15 protein-coding genes and 3 tRNA genes are annotated in these 15,389 nt (G+C 65.1%); 10 read left to right on the top strand and 8 right to left on the bottom strand.

Annotated features, from left to right (window positions below; genetic code table 11):
• The first annotated feature begins 10 nt into the window (after positions 1–10).
• The 3 genes from CR918_RS05625 to CR918_RS05635 all read left to right on the top strand — a co-directional run bounded on the left by CR918_RS05625 (position 11) and on the right by CR918_RS05635 (position 4,322).
• The gene (locus CR918_RS05625; RefSeq protein WP_099842229.1) at positions 11–3,772 is read left to right on the top strand and encodes a pilus assembly protein; all 3,762 of its coding nucleotides are present in this window, start codon (positions 11–13) and stop codon (positions 3,770–3,772) included.
• A 23-nt stretch (positions 3,773–3,795) separates the two neighbouring features.
• The gene (locus CR918_RS05630; protein WP_059063701.1) at positions 3,796–4,203 is read left to right on the top strand and encodes a type IV pilin protein; all 408 of its coding nucleotides are present in this window, start codon (positions 3,796–3,798) and stop codon (positions 4,201–4,203) included.
• A gap of 45 nt (positions 4,204–4,248) precedes the next feature.
• A tRNA-Asn gene (locus CR918_RS05635) sits at positions 4,249–4,322 on the top strand.
• A gap of 55 nt (positions 4,323–4,377) precedes the next feature.
• Here the strand turns inward: CR918_RS05635 and CR918_RS05640 are convergent.
• The gene (locus CR918_RS05640) at positions 4,378–4,872 is read right to left on the bottom strand and encodes a GspH/FimT family pseudopilin (protein ID WP_032975713.1); all 495 of its coding nucleotides are present in this window, start codon (positions 4,870–4,872) and stop codon (positions 4,378–4,380) included.
• Positions 4,873–5,048: 176 nt separating this feature from the next.
• Here CR918_RS05640 and uvrB point away from each other — a divergent pair, with 176 nt between their 5' ends.
• The 3 genes from uvrB to CR918_RS05655 all read left to right on the top strand — a co-directional run bounded on the left by uvrB (position 5,049) and on the right by CR918_RS05655 (position 7,427).
• On the top strand, positions 5,049–7,073 hold the full coding sequence (uvrB, locus tag CR918_RS05645) for an excinuclease ABC subunit UvrB (RefSeq protein ID WP_025875241.1): 2,025 nt from the start codon (positions 5,049–5,051) through the stop codon (positions 7,071–7,073).
• Positions 7,074–7,180: 107 nt separating this feature from the next.
• Positions 7,181–7,255 (top strand) — tRNA-Val (locus CR918_RS05650).
• Between the two features lie 97 nt (positions 7,256–7,352).
• Positions 7,353–7,427, top strand: a tRNA-Val gene (locus CR918_RS05655).
• Between the two features lie 113 nt (positions 7,428–7,540).
• Here the strand turns inward: CR918_RS05655 and CR918_RS05660 are convergent.
• From CR918_RS05660 to CR918_RS05680, 5 genes are all read right to left on the bottom strand, one after another.
• Positions 7,541–7,873: a hypothetical protein gene (locus CR918_RS05660; protein ID WP_099783494.1), complete on the bottom strand. Its 333-nt coding sequence runs from the start codon at positions 7,871–7,873 to the stop codon at positions 7,541–7,543.
• 262 nt (positions 7,874–8,135) lie between these two features.
• Positions 8,136–8,330, bottom strand: a complete 195-nt coding sequence (locus CR918_RS05665; protein WP_032975716.1) for a hypothetical protein — start codon at positions 8,328–8,330, stop codon at positions 8,136–8,138.
• 31 nt (positions 8,331–8,361) lie between these two features.
• Complete coding sequence (locus tag CR918_RS05670) at positions 8,362–8,553, bottom strand: hypothetical protein (protein ID WP_088100374.1); 192 nt, start codon at positions 8,551–8,553, stop codon at positions 8,362–8,364.
• 65 nt (positions 8,554–8,618) lie between these two features.
• On the bottom strand, positions 8,619–8,813 hold the full coding sequence (locus CR918_RS05675) for a hypothetical protein (protein ID WP_025875233.1): 195 nt from the start codon (positions 8,811–8,813) through the stop codon (positions 8,619–8,621).
• Between the two features lie 11 nt (positions 8,814–8,824).
• Entirely contained in the window at positions 8,825–9,394 is a 570-nt protein-coding gene (locus CR918_RS05680) for a peroxiredoxin family protein (RefSeq protein WP_025875231.1), read from the bottom strand.
• A 107-nt stretch (positions 9,395–9,501) separates the two neighbouring features.
• Here CR918_RS05680 and CR918_RS21130 point away from each other — a divergent pair, with 107 nt between their 5' ends.
• Positions 9,502–9,642, top strand: a complete 141-nt coding sequence (locus tag CR918_RS21130; RefSeq protein WP_162887621.1) for a hypothetical protein — start codon at positions 9,502–9,504, stop codon at positions 9,640–9,642.
• A gap of 8 nt (positions 9,643–9,650) precedes the next feature.
• Here CR918_RS21130 and CR918_RS05685 read toward each other — a convergent pair whose 3' ends face one another.
• Both CR918_RS05685 and CR918_RS05690 read right to left on the bottom strand, forming a co-directional pair.
• Complete coding sequence (locus CR918_RS05685; RefSeq protein WP_099783496.1) at positions 9,651–9,938, bottom strand: hypothetical protein; 288 nt, start codon at positions 9,936–9,938, stop codon at positions 9,651–9,653.
• 39 nt (positions 9,939–9,977) lie between these two features.
• Entirely contained in the window at positions 9,978–10,745 is a 768-nt protein-coding gene (locus tag CR918_RS05690; RefSeq protein WP_099842230.1) for a MipA/OmpV family protein, read from the bottom strand.
• A 144-nt stretch (positions 10,746–10,889) separates the two neighbouring features.
• Between CR918_RS05690 and CR918_RS05695 the strand changes: the two genes are divergently transcribed.
• The 3 genes from CR918_RS05695 (at position 10,890) to CR918_RS05705 (ending at position 15,388) form a co-directional block, all read left to right on the top strand.
• A complete protein-coding gene (locus CR918_RS05695; RefSeq protein ID WP_032975718.1) occupies positions 10,890–11,561 on the top strand; it encodes a response regulator transcription factor in 672 nt (223 codons plus the stop codon).
• A 1-nt stretch (position 11,562) separates the two neighbouring features.
• A complete protein-coding gene (locus CR918_RS05700) occupies positions 11,563–12,906 on the top strand; it encodes a sensor histidine kinase (protein ID WP_032975720.1) in 1,344 nt (447 codons plus the stop codon).
• 70 nt (positions 12,907–12,976) lie between these two features.
• Entirely contained in the window at positions 12,977–15,388 is a 2,412-nt protein-coding gene (locus CR918_RS05705; RefSeq protein WP_099842231.1) for a DNA internalization-related competence protein ComEC/Rec2, read from the top strand.
• The last annotated feature ends 1 nt before the right edge of the window (position 15,389 follow it).

A 15,389-nucleotide genomic window follows, 5' to 3' on the forward strand; every position in this document is an offset into this window, starting at 1 on the left:
TGGGGAACCCATGAACACGCGAAATCGCAGGATCCTGGCGGGCGTAGGCCTTGCCGTTGTCGCCGCTGGCGGCTATCTGGTGCATACCCTGATGGCCGCACAGGCGCAGGGTGTGTTGGCGCAGGAGCCCTTGAACGTGCAGGTGCAGACCCCGCCTGCGTTCATCATGGCCGTGGATGACTCGAATTCGATGACCTTCGAGCGCATGTTCCCGGGCGGTGACGGGCGGTTGATCTTCAACACGTCGACTGGCAGCTTCTTCAACAACAATGGCAGCTTCTACAGCGTTGGGCAGGACTGCAACTCCGGTTCAGTCGATTGCTATCTTTACCTTTACGCGCACAACAACTACAACGAGCGCTATTCGTATGGTCGTGCGATCCCGCCGCTGGATATCTTCGGCTTCGCCCGCTCGCACGTCTACAACGCCAGCTACTACAACCCGTCAGTCAGCTACAAGCCGTGGCTGAGGGCCGATGGAACCCGCTGGAACCCTGCCAGTACCACGGCGGCGCGTGTCGACCCGCGCTCCGGATTTGCGGGGTATGACATCACGTACAACATGACCAGTGTCCGTTCAAGCAGCGGTGAGGGATTCCAGTTCGTCGACGGGATGAAGATTCCCGATCTCACGGGAACCGACAATGCGTATTACCGCAACAACGCCTGGCGCACCGCTTCGCGTGACATCGGCTCTGCCGTGCAATATGGCGTGCAGTACTTCCCGGCGACCTTCTACCTGCCGGAGAATTCCCCGGCGCCGTACGGATACAAGTCGGGCGATGCGAATCGACCGGTGATCCAGGGGGCCTGTGGGCCCAAGTGCAATCTGCGCCGCTATCAGATCAAGAAGGACAACTACAGCATCGATGGTGCCTACGATACTGCGGTGCAGAACTTCGCCAATTGGTTCCAGTATCACCGGAGCCGCACGTTGGCCATTGTCGGTGCGTCCACCGAGGCGTTGTACGGCGTCGACAACATGCGGGTGGGTTACTTCACGATCAATGACCTGAAGAACGTGAAGATGCATGATCTGGTGACCAACCGCGCCGATCTCTATCAGCAGATCTACGGATTGAAGCCGATCAGCGGTACGCCCAACCGTCGTGCTGTGGAGTATCTGGCCGAACAGTTCCGCCGTACCGATGACGGCGCGCCCGTCATCCGCGCCTGCCAGCGCAATGGCGGCATGTTGTTCACGGATGGCTACACGAATTCCAAGAACTATCCGAATGGCTCGTTCGCCAACGCGGACGCGGTCAATACCGTGAATCTGCCGACACTGCCCTTCGCCGACAATTACAGCAATACGATGGCCGACATCACTGCGGCCTATTACTCGGGCAGCAAGACGCCGCTTCGTTCCGATACCGGCTTCCCCAAGGGGCAGGTGCCGGTGGACGAGCGCTGCGGCACGTTGTCCCAAGGCAGCGCGGAGTGGAAGCGACTGGACTGCCAGGCCGATCTGCACATGAATTTCTACGGTGTCACGCTTGGTGCTCAGGGGCGGATTTACGGCGTGAATGCTGCCGCCACGGCGGATCCGTACAAGAATCCGCCGAACTGGAACGGCAGCCCTGATCCGTCGACGGTGGACGATGGAACGGTCATCGATGAGATCTGGCACGCCGCGCTCAACAGCCGTGGTGAATTCATCAATGCGCAGACGCCTGCCGATGTAACCGAGGCGATGCGACGTGTGTTGGCCTCGATTTCCGGCGGCAAGTCGTCGTCGGGAACCATTGGCATGACCGGCGCCCGCATTGGCGCAGGTTCGCTGTCGGTGACGCCAAGCTATGACATCCGCAATGGTGCGACCGATTGGTCGAGCAAGCTGAAGGCGTCGACCGTGAAGATCAACAGTGACCAGGTCGCTGTGTTCAGCGAGGCCTGGGAGGCGTCAACGAAACTCGCTTCAACGGGTCGCCGCATCGTGGCCAACAAAGCGGGTACGCTGGTTGACTTCGGTTCGGCCGACATCAGCCTGGCCGATCTGTGCAGCAAGCCGGATGGCAAGTACGCAGAGATGCTGGTGTGCTCGACTGACAAGCTGAAGTCCATTGATGCTGATATCGACACGGCCATCCGCTATCTGAAAGCGGATACGACGATGGAAAAGCGCAGCGGCGGCAAGTACCGCGACCGCACCACGCCGCTGGGCGATATCGTCAATTCGGCGCCGGTGGTCAGTTCGCCTACCGATGACTACGGCTATCGCCAGCTCGGCGACGATTATGCCGTCAGCTATGCCAAGTACCTGGACACCAAGGCGAAGAGTGGTCGTTACACGGTGTACGTCGGTGCCAATGACGGCATGCTGCATGCCTTCGATGGTGGCATGGGGGCGTCGGGTGAGATGGACAGTACGGGAGGGACCGAGCGCTTTGCGTACATTCCCTCAACCTCGCTGGGCCACATGGCCAACCTGCTGTTCCCGTACAAACCGGATACCGCTGATCAGACCTTCCGCCATCGCTATTTCGTCGACGGTGCAATCACCATCTCGGACATGCTCGTCGGCAGCACCTGGCAGACGGGACTGGTCGGTACGGCTGGCGCTGGTGGTCGCTCGGTATTTGCGCTGGACGTGAGTGACCCGGCAGCGTTTACCACGCGTCAAGCGCTCTGGGAGATCAGCGACTTGAACATGTCGTTGGCCGAGGGCGTGCGCAACAACATCGGCTTCGTGCTGGGCAAGCCGGTGATCGTACCGGTGAAGGAAGGCAAGACGGTTGCATGGAAGGCGATCTTCGGCAACGGCTATAACAGTGCCAGCCGCAAGGCCGTTCTGTTCGTCGTGGATATGGCGTCCGGCGCCACGCGGATGATCGAGGCGGTAGAAAGCAATGCCTCGGGAGCCAATATCTCCGGAGACAATGGGTTGGGCAACGTGGTGGTGGTGGATCGCTGGCGTGGCGACAGCCAGGACCTGCGCGGTCGCGATGGTCTTGCCGATACCGTCTACGCCGCCGATCAGCGTGGCGCCATCTGGAAATTCGACCTCACCGATAGTTCCGACGCGGCGCTGACCGTTCCCGTGTTCACCACCCAGGTCAGCCAAGACACCAGCGCGCGGAACTTCCGCCAGCCGATCACGGGCGGCATGACCGCTGCGACCGGTCCATCGGGTGGCGTGATGCTGTATTTCGGTACGGGCAGCTTCTCGTTCTACAGTGACAAGGACGACACCTCGCGACAGGCGTTGTATGCGGTCAATGACATTGGCGGGAAGAGGGTCACATCGACCTTGACCTCGGCCAATCTGGCGCCCTATACCGCGGATGCTCCGGCGACGGGCGCCGAGGCGCGCAGGATTGTGGCAGGGACTGCGCCGGCCAATGCGCGAGGGTGGATGATCAACCTGCCTGCGAGCAACGGTGAACGGTTCGTTGGTAATCCACTGCTGGTCAGCGGCATCATGTTCATGCCGACCTATGTCCCCAATCTGGAAACCGTTGGCTGTTCGACGAGTGGTTCGAACTGGCTGTTTGGTCTTTCCTCGCTGACCGGTGCGCCTGCCCTGGAGAATGTCCGGACCGGTTCACCCACGGGTGTCAAGCCGGCGTCGGGTACAGCGGGCCTGTCGTTGAAGACCGAGGGAACCGCGCCGGTCAAGGACGTATCCCTGTCGGTCATACCGCGTCTGGGTAGTGGCAAGGAAGGTCCGCCCGGGGGCAGCTCTTGCTGGATGGTGGTAGGCGCCGCCGGCAGCCAGTCGCTGTATCTGCCTTATCCCTGCGGTCGCCAGTCCTGGCGGCAGCTCCAGTGACCCCTGTGCGAGGATCCACATCCATGCAGTCTTTCCGTGCGCCTCATCGCTCAGCGGGCTTTACGTTGATCGAATTGATGATCGTGGTGATCGTCATCGGCATCCTGGCGGCCATCGCCATTCCTTCGTACCAGCAGTACGTACTTCGATCACACCGTGCAGTAGCCAAAGCGGACTTGGCCGAGTACGCGCAACGTGCGGAGCGCTATCACTCCAGCAACAATTCCTACTCGGGCTACGCCCTGCCCAGCAAGGTCTCGCCACGCGAGGGCGGGGCCACGCGATACGACCTGAGTTACAAGGGCGATGGTTCCACGTTCACGATCACGGCGTCTCCCTCGGGTACGCAGGTCAAGGACAGCTGCGGCAAGCTGACCCTCGACCAGGCCAACCGGAAGACCTCGGAAGGAGCGGTTTCCGATTGTTGGTAGTGGGTGTTGATCTTCCAGGATTCGACCAGTACAATGCGCCTCCCCGCCCGAATAGCTCAGCCGGTTAGAGCACTTGACTGTTAATCAGGGGGTCGTTGGTTCGAGTCCAACTTCGGGCGCAAGATACTGCAGAAGCCGCGAGAAATCGCGGCTTTTTGCTTTTCTTTGCTCTGTTCAGCACGGCAGATCGCGGTTGCTGCGTTCACTGCGGGTACGCCCGCCATTGTTGACCACCAGCTTGCCGTGCAGGTGTCTGCCAGCGCAGATGCGCAGGGTCAGATTGGCGCCGGGGCTTCGCCCATCCGCCTGGAAAAACAGGAGCGGCCGTCCGCTGCTGGCGTGTGCCAGGATCGAGACATCGTCGCGGCCACGGTGATGGGCCAGGATGGCTTCCGGCGTTGCTGGTGAGCCCCGCCGCAGGCCACTGCGATAGATGATCCAGCCGGCACTCCAGTCGTCCGTGCACTGATGCCCGTCTTCGCTGGCGCACACGCCGATCAGTTCACGCCGGATCAGCGCTTGGCTGCGCGCGCTGGAGAGACTGGCATGCAGCGTCAGCTGCAGTGCGTCGGCCCGGTGGCGCAGCAGTGTTGACTGCAGCGTCGGCCATCCTGCCGCCAGCAATACCGAAAGGACGGCAATAATCGTCACCAGTTCAATCAGTTGCATGCCAAGGGCGGGGCCGGGGACAGGGGGGCGTTTCAAGGGCGCGGTCATGGAGCGAGCGTCGCCCCTTTCAATGGGGGTCGCCATCGGGCATCCCCCTGCCGGTCTCCCCGGCTTCCCCTCAGCCGACCGTCACCGGACGCCCCCTATACTTACCTTCCCCGAGACCTGGCAACACCATGAGCGACAGTTTTCAACTTGTCTCGCCGTATTCGCCGGCGGGAGACCAGCCCGATGCCATCGCCAAGCTGACCAGCAATTTCGAGGCCGGCGTCGCCAAGCAGACCCTGCTGGGCGTCACCGGCTCGGGCAAGACCTACACCATCGCCAACGTCATCCAGCAGGTGCAGAAGCCGACGCTGATCATGGCGCCGAACAAGACCCTGGCAGCGCAGCTGTACGGTGAGTTCAAGGCGTTCTTCCCGCACAACGCGGTGGAGTACTTCGTCAGCTATTACGATTACTACCAGCCGGAAGCCTACGTGCCGTCGTCGGACACCTTCATCGAGAAGGACAGTTCGATCAACGAGCACATCGAACAGATGCGGCTGGCGGCGACCAAGACCCTGCTGTCACGGCCGGATGCGATCGTGGTGGCGACCGTGTCGGCCATCTACGGTCTGGGTGCGCCGGAAGACTACCTGTCGCTGCGCCTGATCCTGTCGAAGGGCGAGCGCATCGACCAGCGCGACCTGATCAATCACCTGACCCAGCTGCAGTACACGCGCAACGAATACGAGCTGCAGCGCGGTACCTTCCGCGTGCGCGGTGAAGTGATCGACGTGTTCCCGGCGGAGTCGGACAGTGAGGCCCTGCGCATCGAACTGTTCGATGGCGAGGTGGAAAAGATCACGATGTTCGATCCGCTCACCGGCGAGACCATGCGCAACCTCATGCGCTTCACCGTGTACCCGAAGACCCACTACGCGACTACGCGTGAACGGGTTCTGGCGGCGGTGGAGACCATCAAGGTCGAGCTGAAGGAGCGGTTGGAGCAGCTGTACGCGCAGAACAAGCTGGTCGAGGCGCAGCGCCTGGCCCAGCGCACCCAGTTCGACCTCGAAATGATGGCCGAAGTCGGTTTCTGCAACGGCATCGAGAACTACTCGCGGCATTTGACCGGCAAGAACGCGGGCGAGCCGCCGCCGACCCTGTTCGATTACCTGCCGGCTGATGCGCTGCTGGTGATCGACGAATCGCACGTGACCATTCCGCAGATCGGCGCCATGTTCAAGGGTGACCGGTCGCGCAAGGAAACCCTGGTCGAGTTCGGCTTCCGCCTGCCGTCGGCGCTGGACAACCGTCCGCTGCGCTTCGAGGAGTGGGAGGCGCGCTGCCCGCGCAGCATCTATGTGTCGGCGACACCGGGTCCGTATGAATTCCGCGAGGCCGGAGAGGACATGGCCGAGCTGGTCGTGCGCCCGACCGGGCTGATCGACCCCGTGGTGGAGATCCGCCCGGTCGGCACCCAGGTCGATGACCTGATGAGCGAGGCCAACGAGCGGATCAAGGCCGGTGACCGCGTGCTGGTCACCACCCTGACCAAGCGCATGGCCGAGAACCTCACCGAGTACCTGACCGAGCACGGCATCCGCGTGCGCTACCTGCACTCGGACATCGATACCGTTGAACGCGTGGAGATCATCCGTGACCTGCGTCTGGGCAAGTTCGATGTGCTGGTCGGCATCAACCTGCTGCGCGAGGGGCTGGACATGCCCGAGGTCTCGCTGGTGGCGATCCTGGATGCGGACAAGGAGGGCTTCCTGCGCTCGACCGGCTCGTTGATCCAGACCATCGGCCGTGCGGCGCGCAACGTGCGCGGCAAGGCGATCCTGTATGCGGACAAGATCACCCGTTCGATGCAGGCAGCGATCGATGAGACCGACCGCCGCCGCACCAAGCAGGTCGAGTACAACCTGGAGCACGGCATCACTCCGCGCTCCGTGGCGCGGCCGATCGTCGACGTGCTGGAGGGCGCACGCTCGGACGCCGCCGAGAAGGAGTCCCGCAAGGGCAAGGGCAAAGGCCGTTCCGGGGTGGCAGAGGACACGATCGACTACCGTTCGCTCAGTCCGGCGCAGCTGGCCGCTCGCCTCAAGGCCCTGGAGCAGCGGATGTACCAGCATGCCAAGGACCTGGAATTCGAGGATGCCGCCCGGGTGCGCGACCAGATCAGGCAGCTGAAGGAAGCCAGCCTGGGCTGAACGCGGTAATGCGGCTTTTCTTCACAAAAGTATTGCGCTTGCCGGTCGTCGTCCGTAATATACGCGGCCTGCACCGACGCAATCGCGGCGCTGCAGAAGCAACAAACGGGCGGTTAGCTCAGCGGTAGAGCACTACCTTGACATGGTAGGGGTCACAGGTTCGAACCCTGTACCGCCCACCACGAAGTCCCCCAGGGGGCTGTCGTGAGCATGAAAAGCCCGGCCCTGGCGCCGGGTTTTTACGTAGAAGCACCAGCCTGCGGGCTGCACGGAATATTTGGGCGGTTAGCTCAGCGGTAGAGCACTACCTTGACATGGTAGGGGTCACAGGTTCGAACCCTGTACCGCCCACCACCGGTTCCCGGCATGGCCGGAGCAGCGGTGGAAACGATGAAAGCCGGCCCTGGGCCGGTTTTTTTGTGCCTGCGATCCGCGCTCGTTTCAGCCTGGCCGGCTTGCTGCCAGCGTCAACCGCGTTGCTCGACACTGGCGCTGCGCTGCAGCTGCCAATGACCATCCACGCGCTGCCACAGTTGCAGCATTCCCCGGGCGTGCGATTGCCCGCGCTGTTTACCGTCGGCATCACCGTGCACGCGAGCGTGGGCCACCTGCAGTACGCGATCCGCACTCAGGCGCAGGATCTGCACGCTCTGGCTGTCCGTCTGGCCGTAGCTGGCAGGCGCGCGGGCGGCACGTTGGGCGTCGGCCTGCAGGATCTGCATCCGCAGCGAATCGCTTCCGGTACCGCCGTCGCGGTTGCACAGACCGGCCATCAACAGCAGCAGGGCAAGCATCGGCATGGCACGGTGCTCCGGAGAAGGGAGCCCAGCGTTGCACTGCGGCCTGCGCTGTGAAACCGGTATCCGACGAAGACCGGAAAAGTGCGCGCCAACCAGAGCCAGCAAGGATGAATCCGTGCCCGGCCGGGGCGGCGGCAGAACACGATAATGAAAAAGGGCCGGGCCACCCGTGAAGGCAGTCCGGCCCGTTTGCCCGTAAGTGACCCCGTTGGCCGGGAAGCCTGGGCTCAGGTCACGACGTGGCTGGAACCATCAGGCGGGCTCAGAGCGGATCGCAGCACAGGCGAGGGCCGGACCAATGCCCTGAGCCGCCATACGGACAGCCCGGGGTGAATTCACAGCCCGGTGCGAACCCGGCCTTGGCCGGAGTGGCGAAGGCCTGCGCGGCACCGAATGACATGGCGGCCACCACGACGAGGCCGGCAATGGACGAGAACAGCTTCTTCTTTCCGATCATCTGTATCTCCTTTGCAGCGCTTCGAGGCGGGTTACATGGGGTCGCAGCAGACCAGCAGGCCGTGGGAGCCTGCGTTGCCATAGGGGCAGCTCGGATGTTCCTTGCAGCCCGGCGCGAAGCCGGTCTTCACCGGAGTGGCGAAGGCCTGCGCGGCGCCGAATGACATGGCGGCCACCACGACGAGGCCGGCAATGGACGAGAACAGCTTCTTCTTTCCGATCATGTGTATCTCCTTGGAATGGCGATGGAACATGAAGTCACCGCGTGCGGGGCGGTGTCGAAGCGGGATCAGTTGGCGACGCAGCAGATGCGCGTGCCGCCGGCGCGGCCATTGCCGCCGAACATGCATCCGGGGGTATCCACGCAACCCGGTGCAAAGCCGGTCTTCACCGGTGTGGCGAAGGCCTGTGCGGCCCCGAATGACATTGCAGCAACGATGACGATACCGGCGACGGACGAGAACAGCGTTTTCTTCCCGATCATGTGTATCTCCTTCAGTTGGTGTGGCTTCCCGGATTCATTGCGTTGGCGACGGCCTGCACCGTCCCGGTGTCGAGCTGGCCGACATGCTTGTAGGCGATGCTGCCATCTGCGGCCAGCACCATCAGCATCGGTGTCAGCGTGGCGCGGTAGCGCTTGGAGACTTCGCCCTGATCGTCGACGGCGATCGGAAACGCCAGCGCGTGCTTGCCTGCGTAGTCGGCAAGCTGGTCGTACGGTGGCAGGCCCACGCCCACCAGCTCGGCACTGCCTCGCGCAGCCGCGATCTGCTGCAGTTGTGGCACCGAGGCCAGGCAGTAACGGCAGGCGGTAGAGAAGAAGTAGAGGATCTGCGGCACGCCGCGCGCGCCACCGATATCGACATGGGTCTGCTGCGTCGTCCGCAGGGTCAACAGTTCAGGCCGGGTGCCGGTGGCAAGACCATGCGCGTCCAGCTGCGTCTGCTGCAGCTGCGCCGCCATCTGTTCGTTGACCTGCCGCAACTGGCGGTTCTGCCAGGAGAGCATGATGACCAGTGCGGCCAGCAGCAGGGCGACTACGGGAAACAGTGCACGCTTGAGCATCGATCATCCTTGAACGCCGCGTTGCATCGACCATACCGGAAACAGCAACAGGAATGTCAAGCTTTTGTATCATCGGTGACGCAGTTCCCAAACCTCAGGACGCCACCATGAGTGACCATGCTCCCGTTTCCCGGCCTAACCCGATCATCGAACTGCTGTTCGGCGGCAACATGCTGGAAGGCACCTTCAAGGCCGTGATCTGGGTCGCACTGCTGTCTGCGGTGCTGGCCTGGACGACCTTCCGCTGACGGAACGCTCAGGCCGCAGTGAAGGCCTGGCGAAGGCTGCGCAGCGTCGCCTGGCGATGTTCGGCCGCACACGGCTCGCCCATTTCCAGCTCCTGCAGGCGCAGGCCGACCAGCGTCATCGACAGTGCGTATCCGCGCGCAGCATCGGCAGCGCGTGACAGGCCAAGTGCACGTCGGGTCAACGCGTCCACATGATCCATGTCCGGCAGCAGACCCAGGTAGGCGCGCTCGGCGCTGTCCAGATCCGGCGCGCGCAGGATCGCGTTGGCATCGGCGGTGGGGGTGACAGCGGCCATGCGGGATCCTTGTGGTCCGTGGGGCGGATGCAGGTTCGGTCAGAACGCGCGCATCAGCGAGATGAAAGCGGAGGTCTGGCTGCTGCGCCGTGCCATCGGGCTGTCTTCGACGGCATCACCGAACCACTGGTTGGCGACGACGCCGGTCGCGCGCCATTTCGTACCCAGGGGCGTGCTGACCGCGATCTGCAGGCTCGGCGAGGTGGCACTGCCGGGCTTGTAGGCCGCCAGCCCGGAGCGCAGTGCTTCCTCGTCGCTGATGCCGTAGTAGTAGTCGAGCAGGCGGGCGCTGGAATGCACCACGCCCACGCGCGGCACCCAGGTGAAGCGGCCGGCCTGGATCGGATAGCTGTAATGCAGGCTGGATTCAACGCCGCCGCCGTGTCCGCTCACTTCGCGCTTCACGCTGGCCGCCACCGCGCCCCAGTCGGCGCTGTAGTCGGCGTTGATGCCGACCATCGCCGACATCTGCCGGCTGTGCAGGCGGCGCAGCTGCGGATCGTTCACGTCGTCGGTCTTGAAGCGCAACGTGTAGGGCGTCGCCACCGCCGACAGGCGCAGGCCGTCGGCCTTGTAGAGGTTCATGCCAAGCGAACCGGGGCTGGCGAAGAAGCGCTTGCCCTGCCAGGACAGCGCCGGCAGCACCAGCGGCTTGTCGTCATAGTGCGCGTAGGCGCCAGTGGTCGCGCCGAAGGTGATGCCGGCCTGTACCCCCGGAGCCTGTTCCTGCGCGGAGGCCAGCAGCGGCGTGGAGAGAGCGACGGTGCACAGCAGGGGGCGCAGCAGGGCGGGGGACAGTGAGGTCATCGATGTAGTGCGTTGCAGGGATGGCGATGCATGCTGCGCGCGCAACATTGTCGGAACATTGCGCAGGCGCAATCTGCTGGCATCGCCGCCACCTGCACGCCGAAGGCACTATGATCGGCACCGTTTCCGGTTGCCGAGCCCCCGATGCGCATTCTCCTGGTCGAAGATGACCCCGATCTCTCGCGAGCCCTGCAGTCCGGGCTTGAGCGCCAGGGTGTGGTCGCCGACGTGGTCGGCAGCCTGGCGGAGGCTGCGCTCGCCCTGCGTGAGCCGGTGCATCAGCTGATGCTGCTTGATCGGCAGCTGCCCGATGGTGATGGCGTGGGCTTCGTGGCGACTGCCCGTGCGCTGCGGCCGAACCTGGCGGTGATCATGCTCACTGCCAAGGGTGGGCTGTCGGACAAGGTGGAGGGGCTGGATGTCGGTGCCGATGACTACCTGGTCAAGCCGGTGGCGATCGAAGAGCTGATGGCGCGCATCCGTGCCGTCTCGCGTCGACCGTCGGCGATGGTGACCCCCCGGTTGCGGCTGGGCCGGCTGGAGTTCGATTTCGAATCGCTGCAGGCGCAGGTGGACGGCCAGCCGGTTGCACTGCCGCGGCGGCAGGTGCTGGTGCTGCAGGCGCTGGCGATGCGGCAGGGGCGCACGGTCACCCGCAGCGCGCTGGAATCGGCGGTGTACGGATTCGATGATGAGATCCAGTCCAATGCGCTCGATGCGCATATTTCAAAGCTGCGCAAGGCGCTGCAGCAGGCCGGGGCAGGCGTGGAGATCCACGTGATCCGCGGCGTCGGCTATCTGCTGGCGGAGGCCTGAGATGGCACGACCGATTCGTTCGATCACCCTTGGACTGGCGTGGCGGCTGTTCCTGGCGCAGGCCTTCACGGTGTTGTTCGCCGTCGTCGCGCTGATCCTGACCTGGGGCGACAAGGACACCTGGGGCATGGACATGTTCATGGCCGAGAGCGCAGCCAATGCGGTGCACAGCGAAGGCGGCCGTCTGGTGCTGGACGAAGCACGCTGGCAGAAGCTCGATGCGCGTGCCGGTGGCAACCTGTGGTTCGCGGCGGTGGACGATCGCGGTGCATGGCTGCAGCGCGGCACGCTGCCTGCCATCCACGCGCCGCTGCTGGCCCGCCTGCCGACACTGGGTGCCACCGAGCTGGGTTCGCTGGTACCGCCGTACCTGGATGTGGCGCGCGTGATGATCCGCAACGAAGACGGCCGCCGCATCACGGTGATGGTGGGCGGGGCGCCGAAGGGCGGCCTGCTGGATGGCGCATTGATGGTGCTGCGGCTGATCGGCCTGTGGTTCTTCCTGCCGTTGATCGTGGTCACGCTGCTGGTGATGCCGACGGTGATCCATCGCGCCATGCGTGGCGTGCGCCGGTCCGCGCAGCAGGCCAAGGAGTTGGATATCGGCCAGCCCGGTGCGCGCCTGGACGCGCAGCTGGTATCGACCGAGGTCGCGCCTCTGGTCGAAGCGTTCAACGATGCGATCGACAAGGTGCAGCAGGGCTACGCAGCACGCGATAAATTCCTGGCCGACGCCGCACATGAGCTGCGGGTACCGATTGCGGTGGTACAGGCGCGCTTGTCGCAGTTGCCGCAGGGGGAGCTCAAATCGCAGCTGCTGACCGATGTCGCCCGTCTCGGCAACGTCGCCGAGCACCTGCTCGACCTGCAGCGCCTGGACCGGAACGTCGCAGCCTTGCAGCGCCTGGACCTGGCGCATGTCGTGCGCGAAGCGGCCGCCGACCTTGCGCCTCTGGTCGTTGGTGCCGGCTACGGCTTTGAAGTGGATGCGCCGGAGACGCCGGTATGGATCCACGGCGATGGCCTCGCCCTGGGGCGGGTGATCGCCAACCTGGTGCACAACGCCATCGTCCATGGCGGCGGGCGCGGCACCATCTGCGTGCGTCTGGACCGGCAGGGCCTGCTGGAAGTCAGCGACCAGGGCGCCGGCGTGCCGGTCGGTGACCGCGAGGCGATCTTCGAGCCGTTCCACCGCCTGCGTGCTGCTGGCAGTGGCAGCGGCCTCGGCCTGCATCTGGTCAAGGAGATCGTGCAGCACCACGGCGGCACGGTGAGCGTGGGCGAGGCCGTTGGGGGGGGGGCGAGCTTCCGGGTCAACTTCCACCGCGGCAGCGTGCGTCGCTAGCCGGGCGCTGACAACGCCACACGGTGTTGCCTGATGGCTGGGTGAGGCCGCGCCTCGGCACGCTGTGTCGATGGCAGCCGATCGGACCTTGTCGCCCTTGTTTGGCCCCGCGTGCGCTGCCGCTCTGGTTGCCGGTGCGTTGGTCTGCGTGCTGCTGCCGGTGTTGCCACCGCTGTGGGCTTCTGTTGCGGCGACCGTCGTGGCCGCGTTGGGCTGGGTGGTGCGCTGGCGCGGACGCGCGGCGGCTGCGTTGTTGTTCGGCTTGGCCTGGACTTGCTGCCACGGGTATTGGGCAATGCAGACGCAGCTGCCGGCCGGTTCTGCTGCGCAGGATGTGCTCGTCCGGGGGCAGGTCATCGATCTGCCGAAGGAAACGCCTGCACACACCCGCTTCGAGTTCCGGGTGGATGCGTCCGATGCGATGCCGACGCTGCGTGGAAAGCGGCTGCAGGTGCTCTGGCACGCGCCACGGGGTGGGCCGACCGAGGCCGAGGTTGATCAGAGACATCACCTGCACGCCGGAGCTGACTGGCGGCTGTCGCTGCGCGTGCGACCGCCACGTTCACGCATCAACCCGGGGGGCTTCGATGGCGAGCGGCATGCGCTGCTGCGTGGGCTGGCAGGAAACGCCAGCGTGCGCGACTCGAATTCCACGCGACGGCTGCGCCCTGCGCATGGTCTACCTGCGTGGCGCGAGCGCACCAGTGCCGCCATTGCCAGGCAGATCGCACACCCGTCGGCGCGGTTCATCCAGGCCTTGGCACTGGGCGATACGCGTGGCCTGTCCGACGTCGATTGGGCGCAGCTGCGCGCGCTGGGCCTGACCCACCTGATCGCCATCTCCGGCTTCCATGTCGGTCTCGTCGCGGGCTTCGCCGCATTGCTGTGTTCTGCGCTCTGGCGATCCTGGCCGGGGCTTGCCCGGTTCTGGCCACGACCGCAGGCGGCGGCCTGTGCGGCGGCGGTGGCAGCAGCCGGCTATGCCGTTGTTGCAGGCAGCGAGCTGCCGACCGTGCGTACTGCGCTGATGATCGCGGTGCTGGCCCTGGCGCGCGTTGCCCGCCGTCCGGTGACGGTAGCGCAGGGGCTGGCGCTGGCCGCGCTGGCGATGCTGCTGCCGGCACCGCTGTCGGTGCTGTCTGCGGGCTTCTGGCTCAGTTTCGGTGGGGTGCTGTGGTTGCTGTGGTGCCTGCCGCAGGGGCGGCCGAAGGGGTTCGCCGCGATGCTGCGCGGCGCTCTGGCAGGGCAGGGGGTGGCCAGCGTCGCTCTGCTGCCGCTGGCGGTGGCACTGTTCGGTGGCAGCGCACGGCTGGGGCCGCTGGTGAACCTGCCTATCATTCCACTGTGGAGCCTGCTGGTGGTGCCTCTGGCTCTGCTGGGAACCGCTCTGGAGGTCCTGCGCACCGGGGCAGGGCAGTGGCCTTGGCGCACGGCTGCCTGGGTGTTCGAGGCCAGTTGGCAGCTGCTGCAACCCTTGGCCGAGCACCCGCAGGCGATGTGGTGGCTGGCGCAGGGGCCGGCCTGGGCGTTGCCGGCGGCCTCGCTGGGGGTGTTCTGGTGGCTGTTGCCACGCGGCGCCGGGGCCGGGCTTGCCGGTTCTCTGCTGTGCCTGCCGTTGCTGTGGCCGGCACGGTCGGGGCCGCGGCAGGGTGAGCTGGAACTGGTGGTGCACGATGTCGGCCAGGGCGCGGCGGTGCTGCTGCGGACCGCCCGGCACGCACTCTGGTATGACGTCGGCCCGCCAGCCGGCAGCGAGGGCGAGGAGCGGATGCTGCTGCCGACGTTGCGGGCGTTGGGACAGGAGCCGCCGGCACAGCTGATGATCAGTCACGACCACCTGGACCACAGCGGCAACCTCGCCGCGCTGCGCCAGCAACTGCCGGGACTGCACGTCCTGGCTCCACCGGGCAGTGCGATTGCCACGACCGGCAGCTGCCAACAGGGCCTGCGCTGGCAATGGGACGGGGTCGATTTCCAGGTGCTGCATCCGCCCGCCGCGTTCCCTGCCGTTGGCGGGAAGGGCGCCGACAACGAAGCCAGTTGCGTGCTGCGGGTTGCTGGCGCGCACGGGGTAGTGCTGCTGCCCGGTGACATCGGCCGGCAAGGCGAACAGGCGCTGCTGGCGGGCGCTGCCGATATGCTGCGTGCGGACATGGTGCTGGTGCCCCATCACGGCAGCGGAGGCAGTTCCACGCCGGACTGGGTGAAGGCGGTGGCGCCGCGGCTGGCGCTGGTCTCGGCCGGGCACCGGAACCACTTTGGCCACCCGAAACGTGACGTGGTGCGGCGCTGGCAGGCGGCGGGCGCCGAAGTGCTGTCCACCGCCGAGTCGGGCGCGATCCGCGTATGGCTTGGCGCACAAGGCCTGCAGCTGCGTGAACAGCGTATCCACGCCGCCCGGTGGTGGGATGCCGCTGGGCGAGCTCGGTCGGCTGCTATCCTATCGCCGATCGAACAAGCGGCCGCTGGGCCGGAGGGTTGAA

Origin of the sequence: Stenotrophomonas indicatrix, assembly GCF_002750975.1 — a bacterium.
Taxonomy (GTDB): domain Bacteria; phylum Pseudomonadota; class Gammaproteobacteria; order Xanthomonadales; family Xanthomonadaceae; genus Stenotrophomonas; species Stenotrophomonas indicatrix.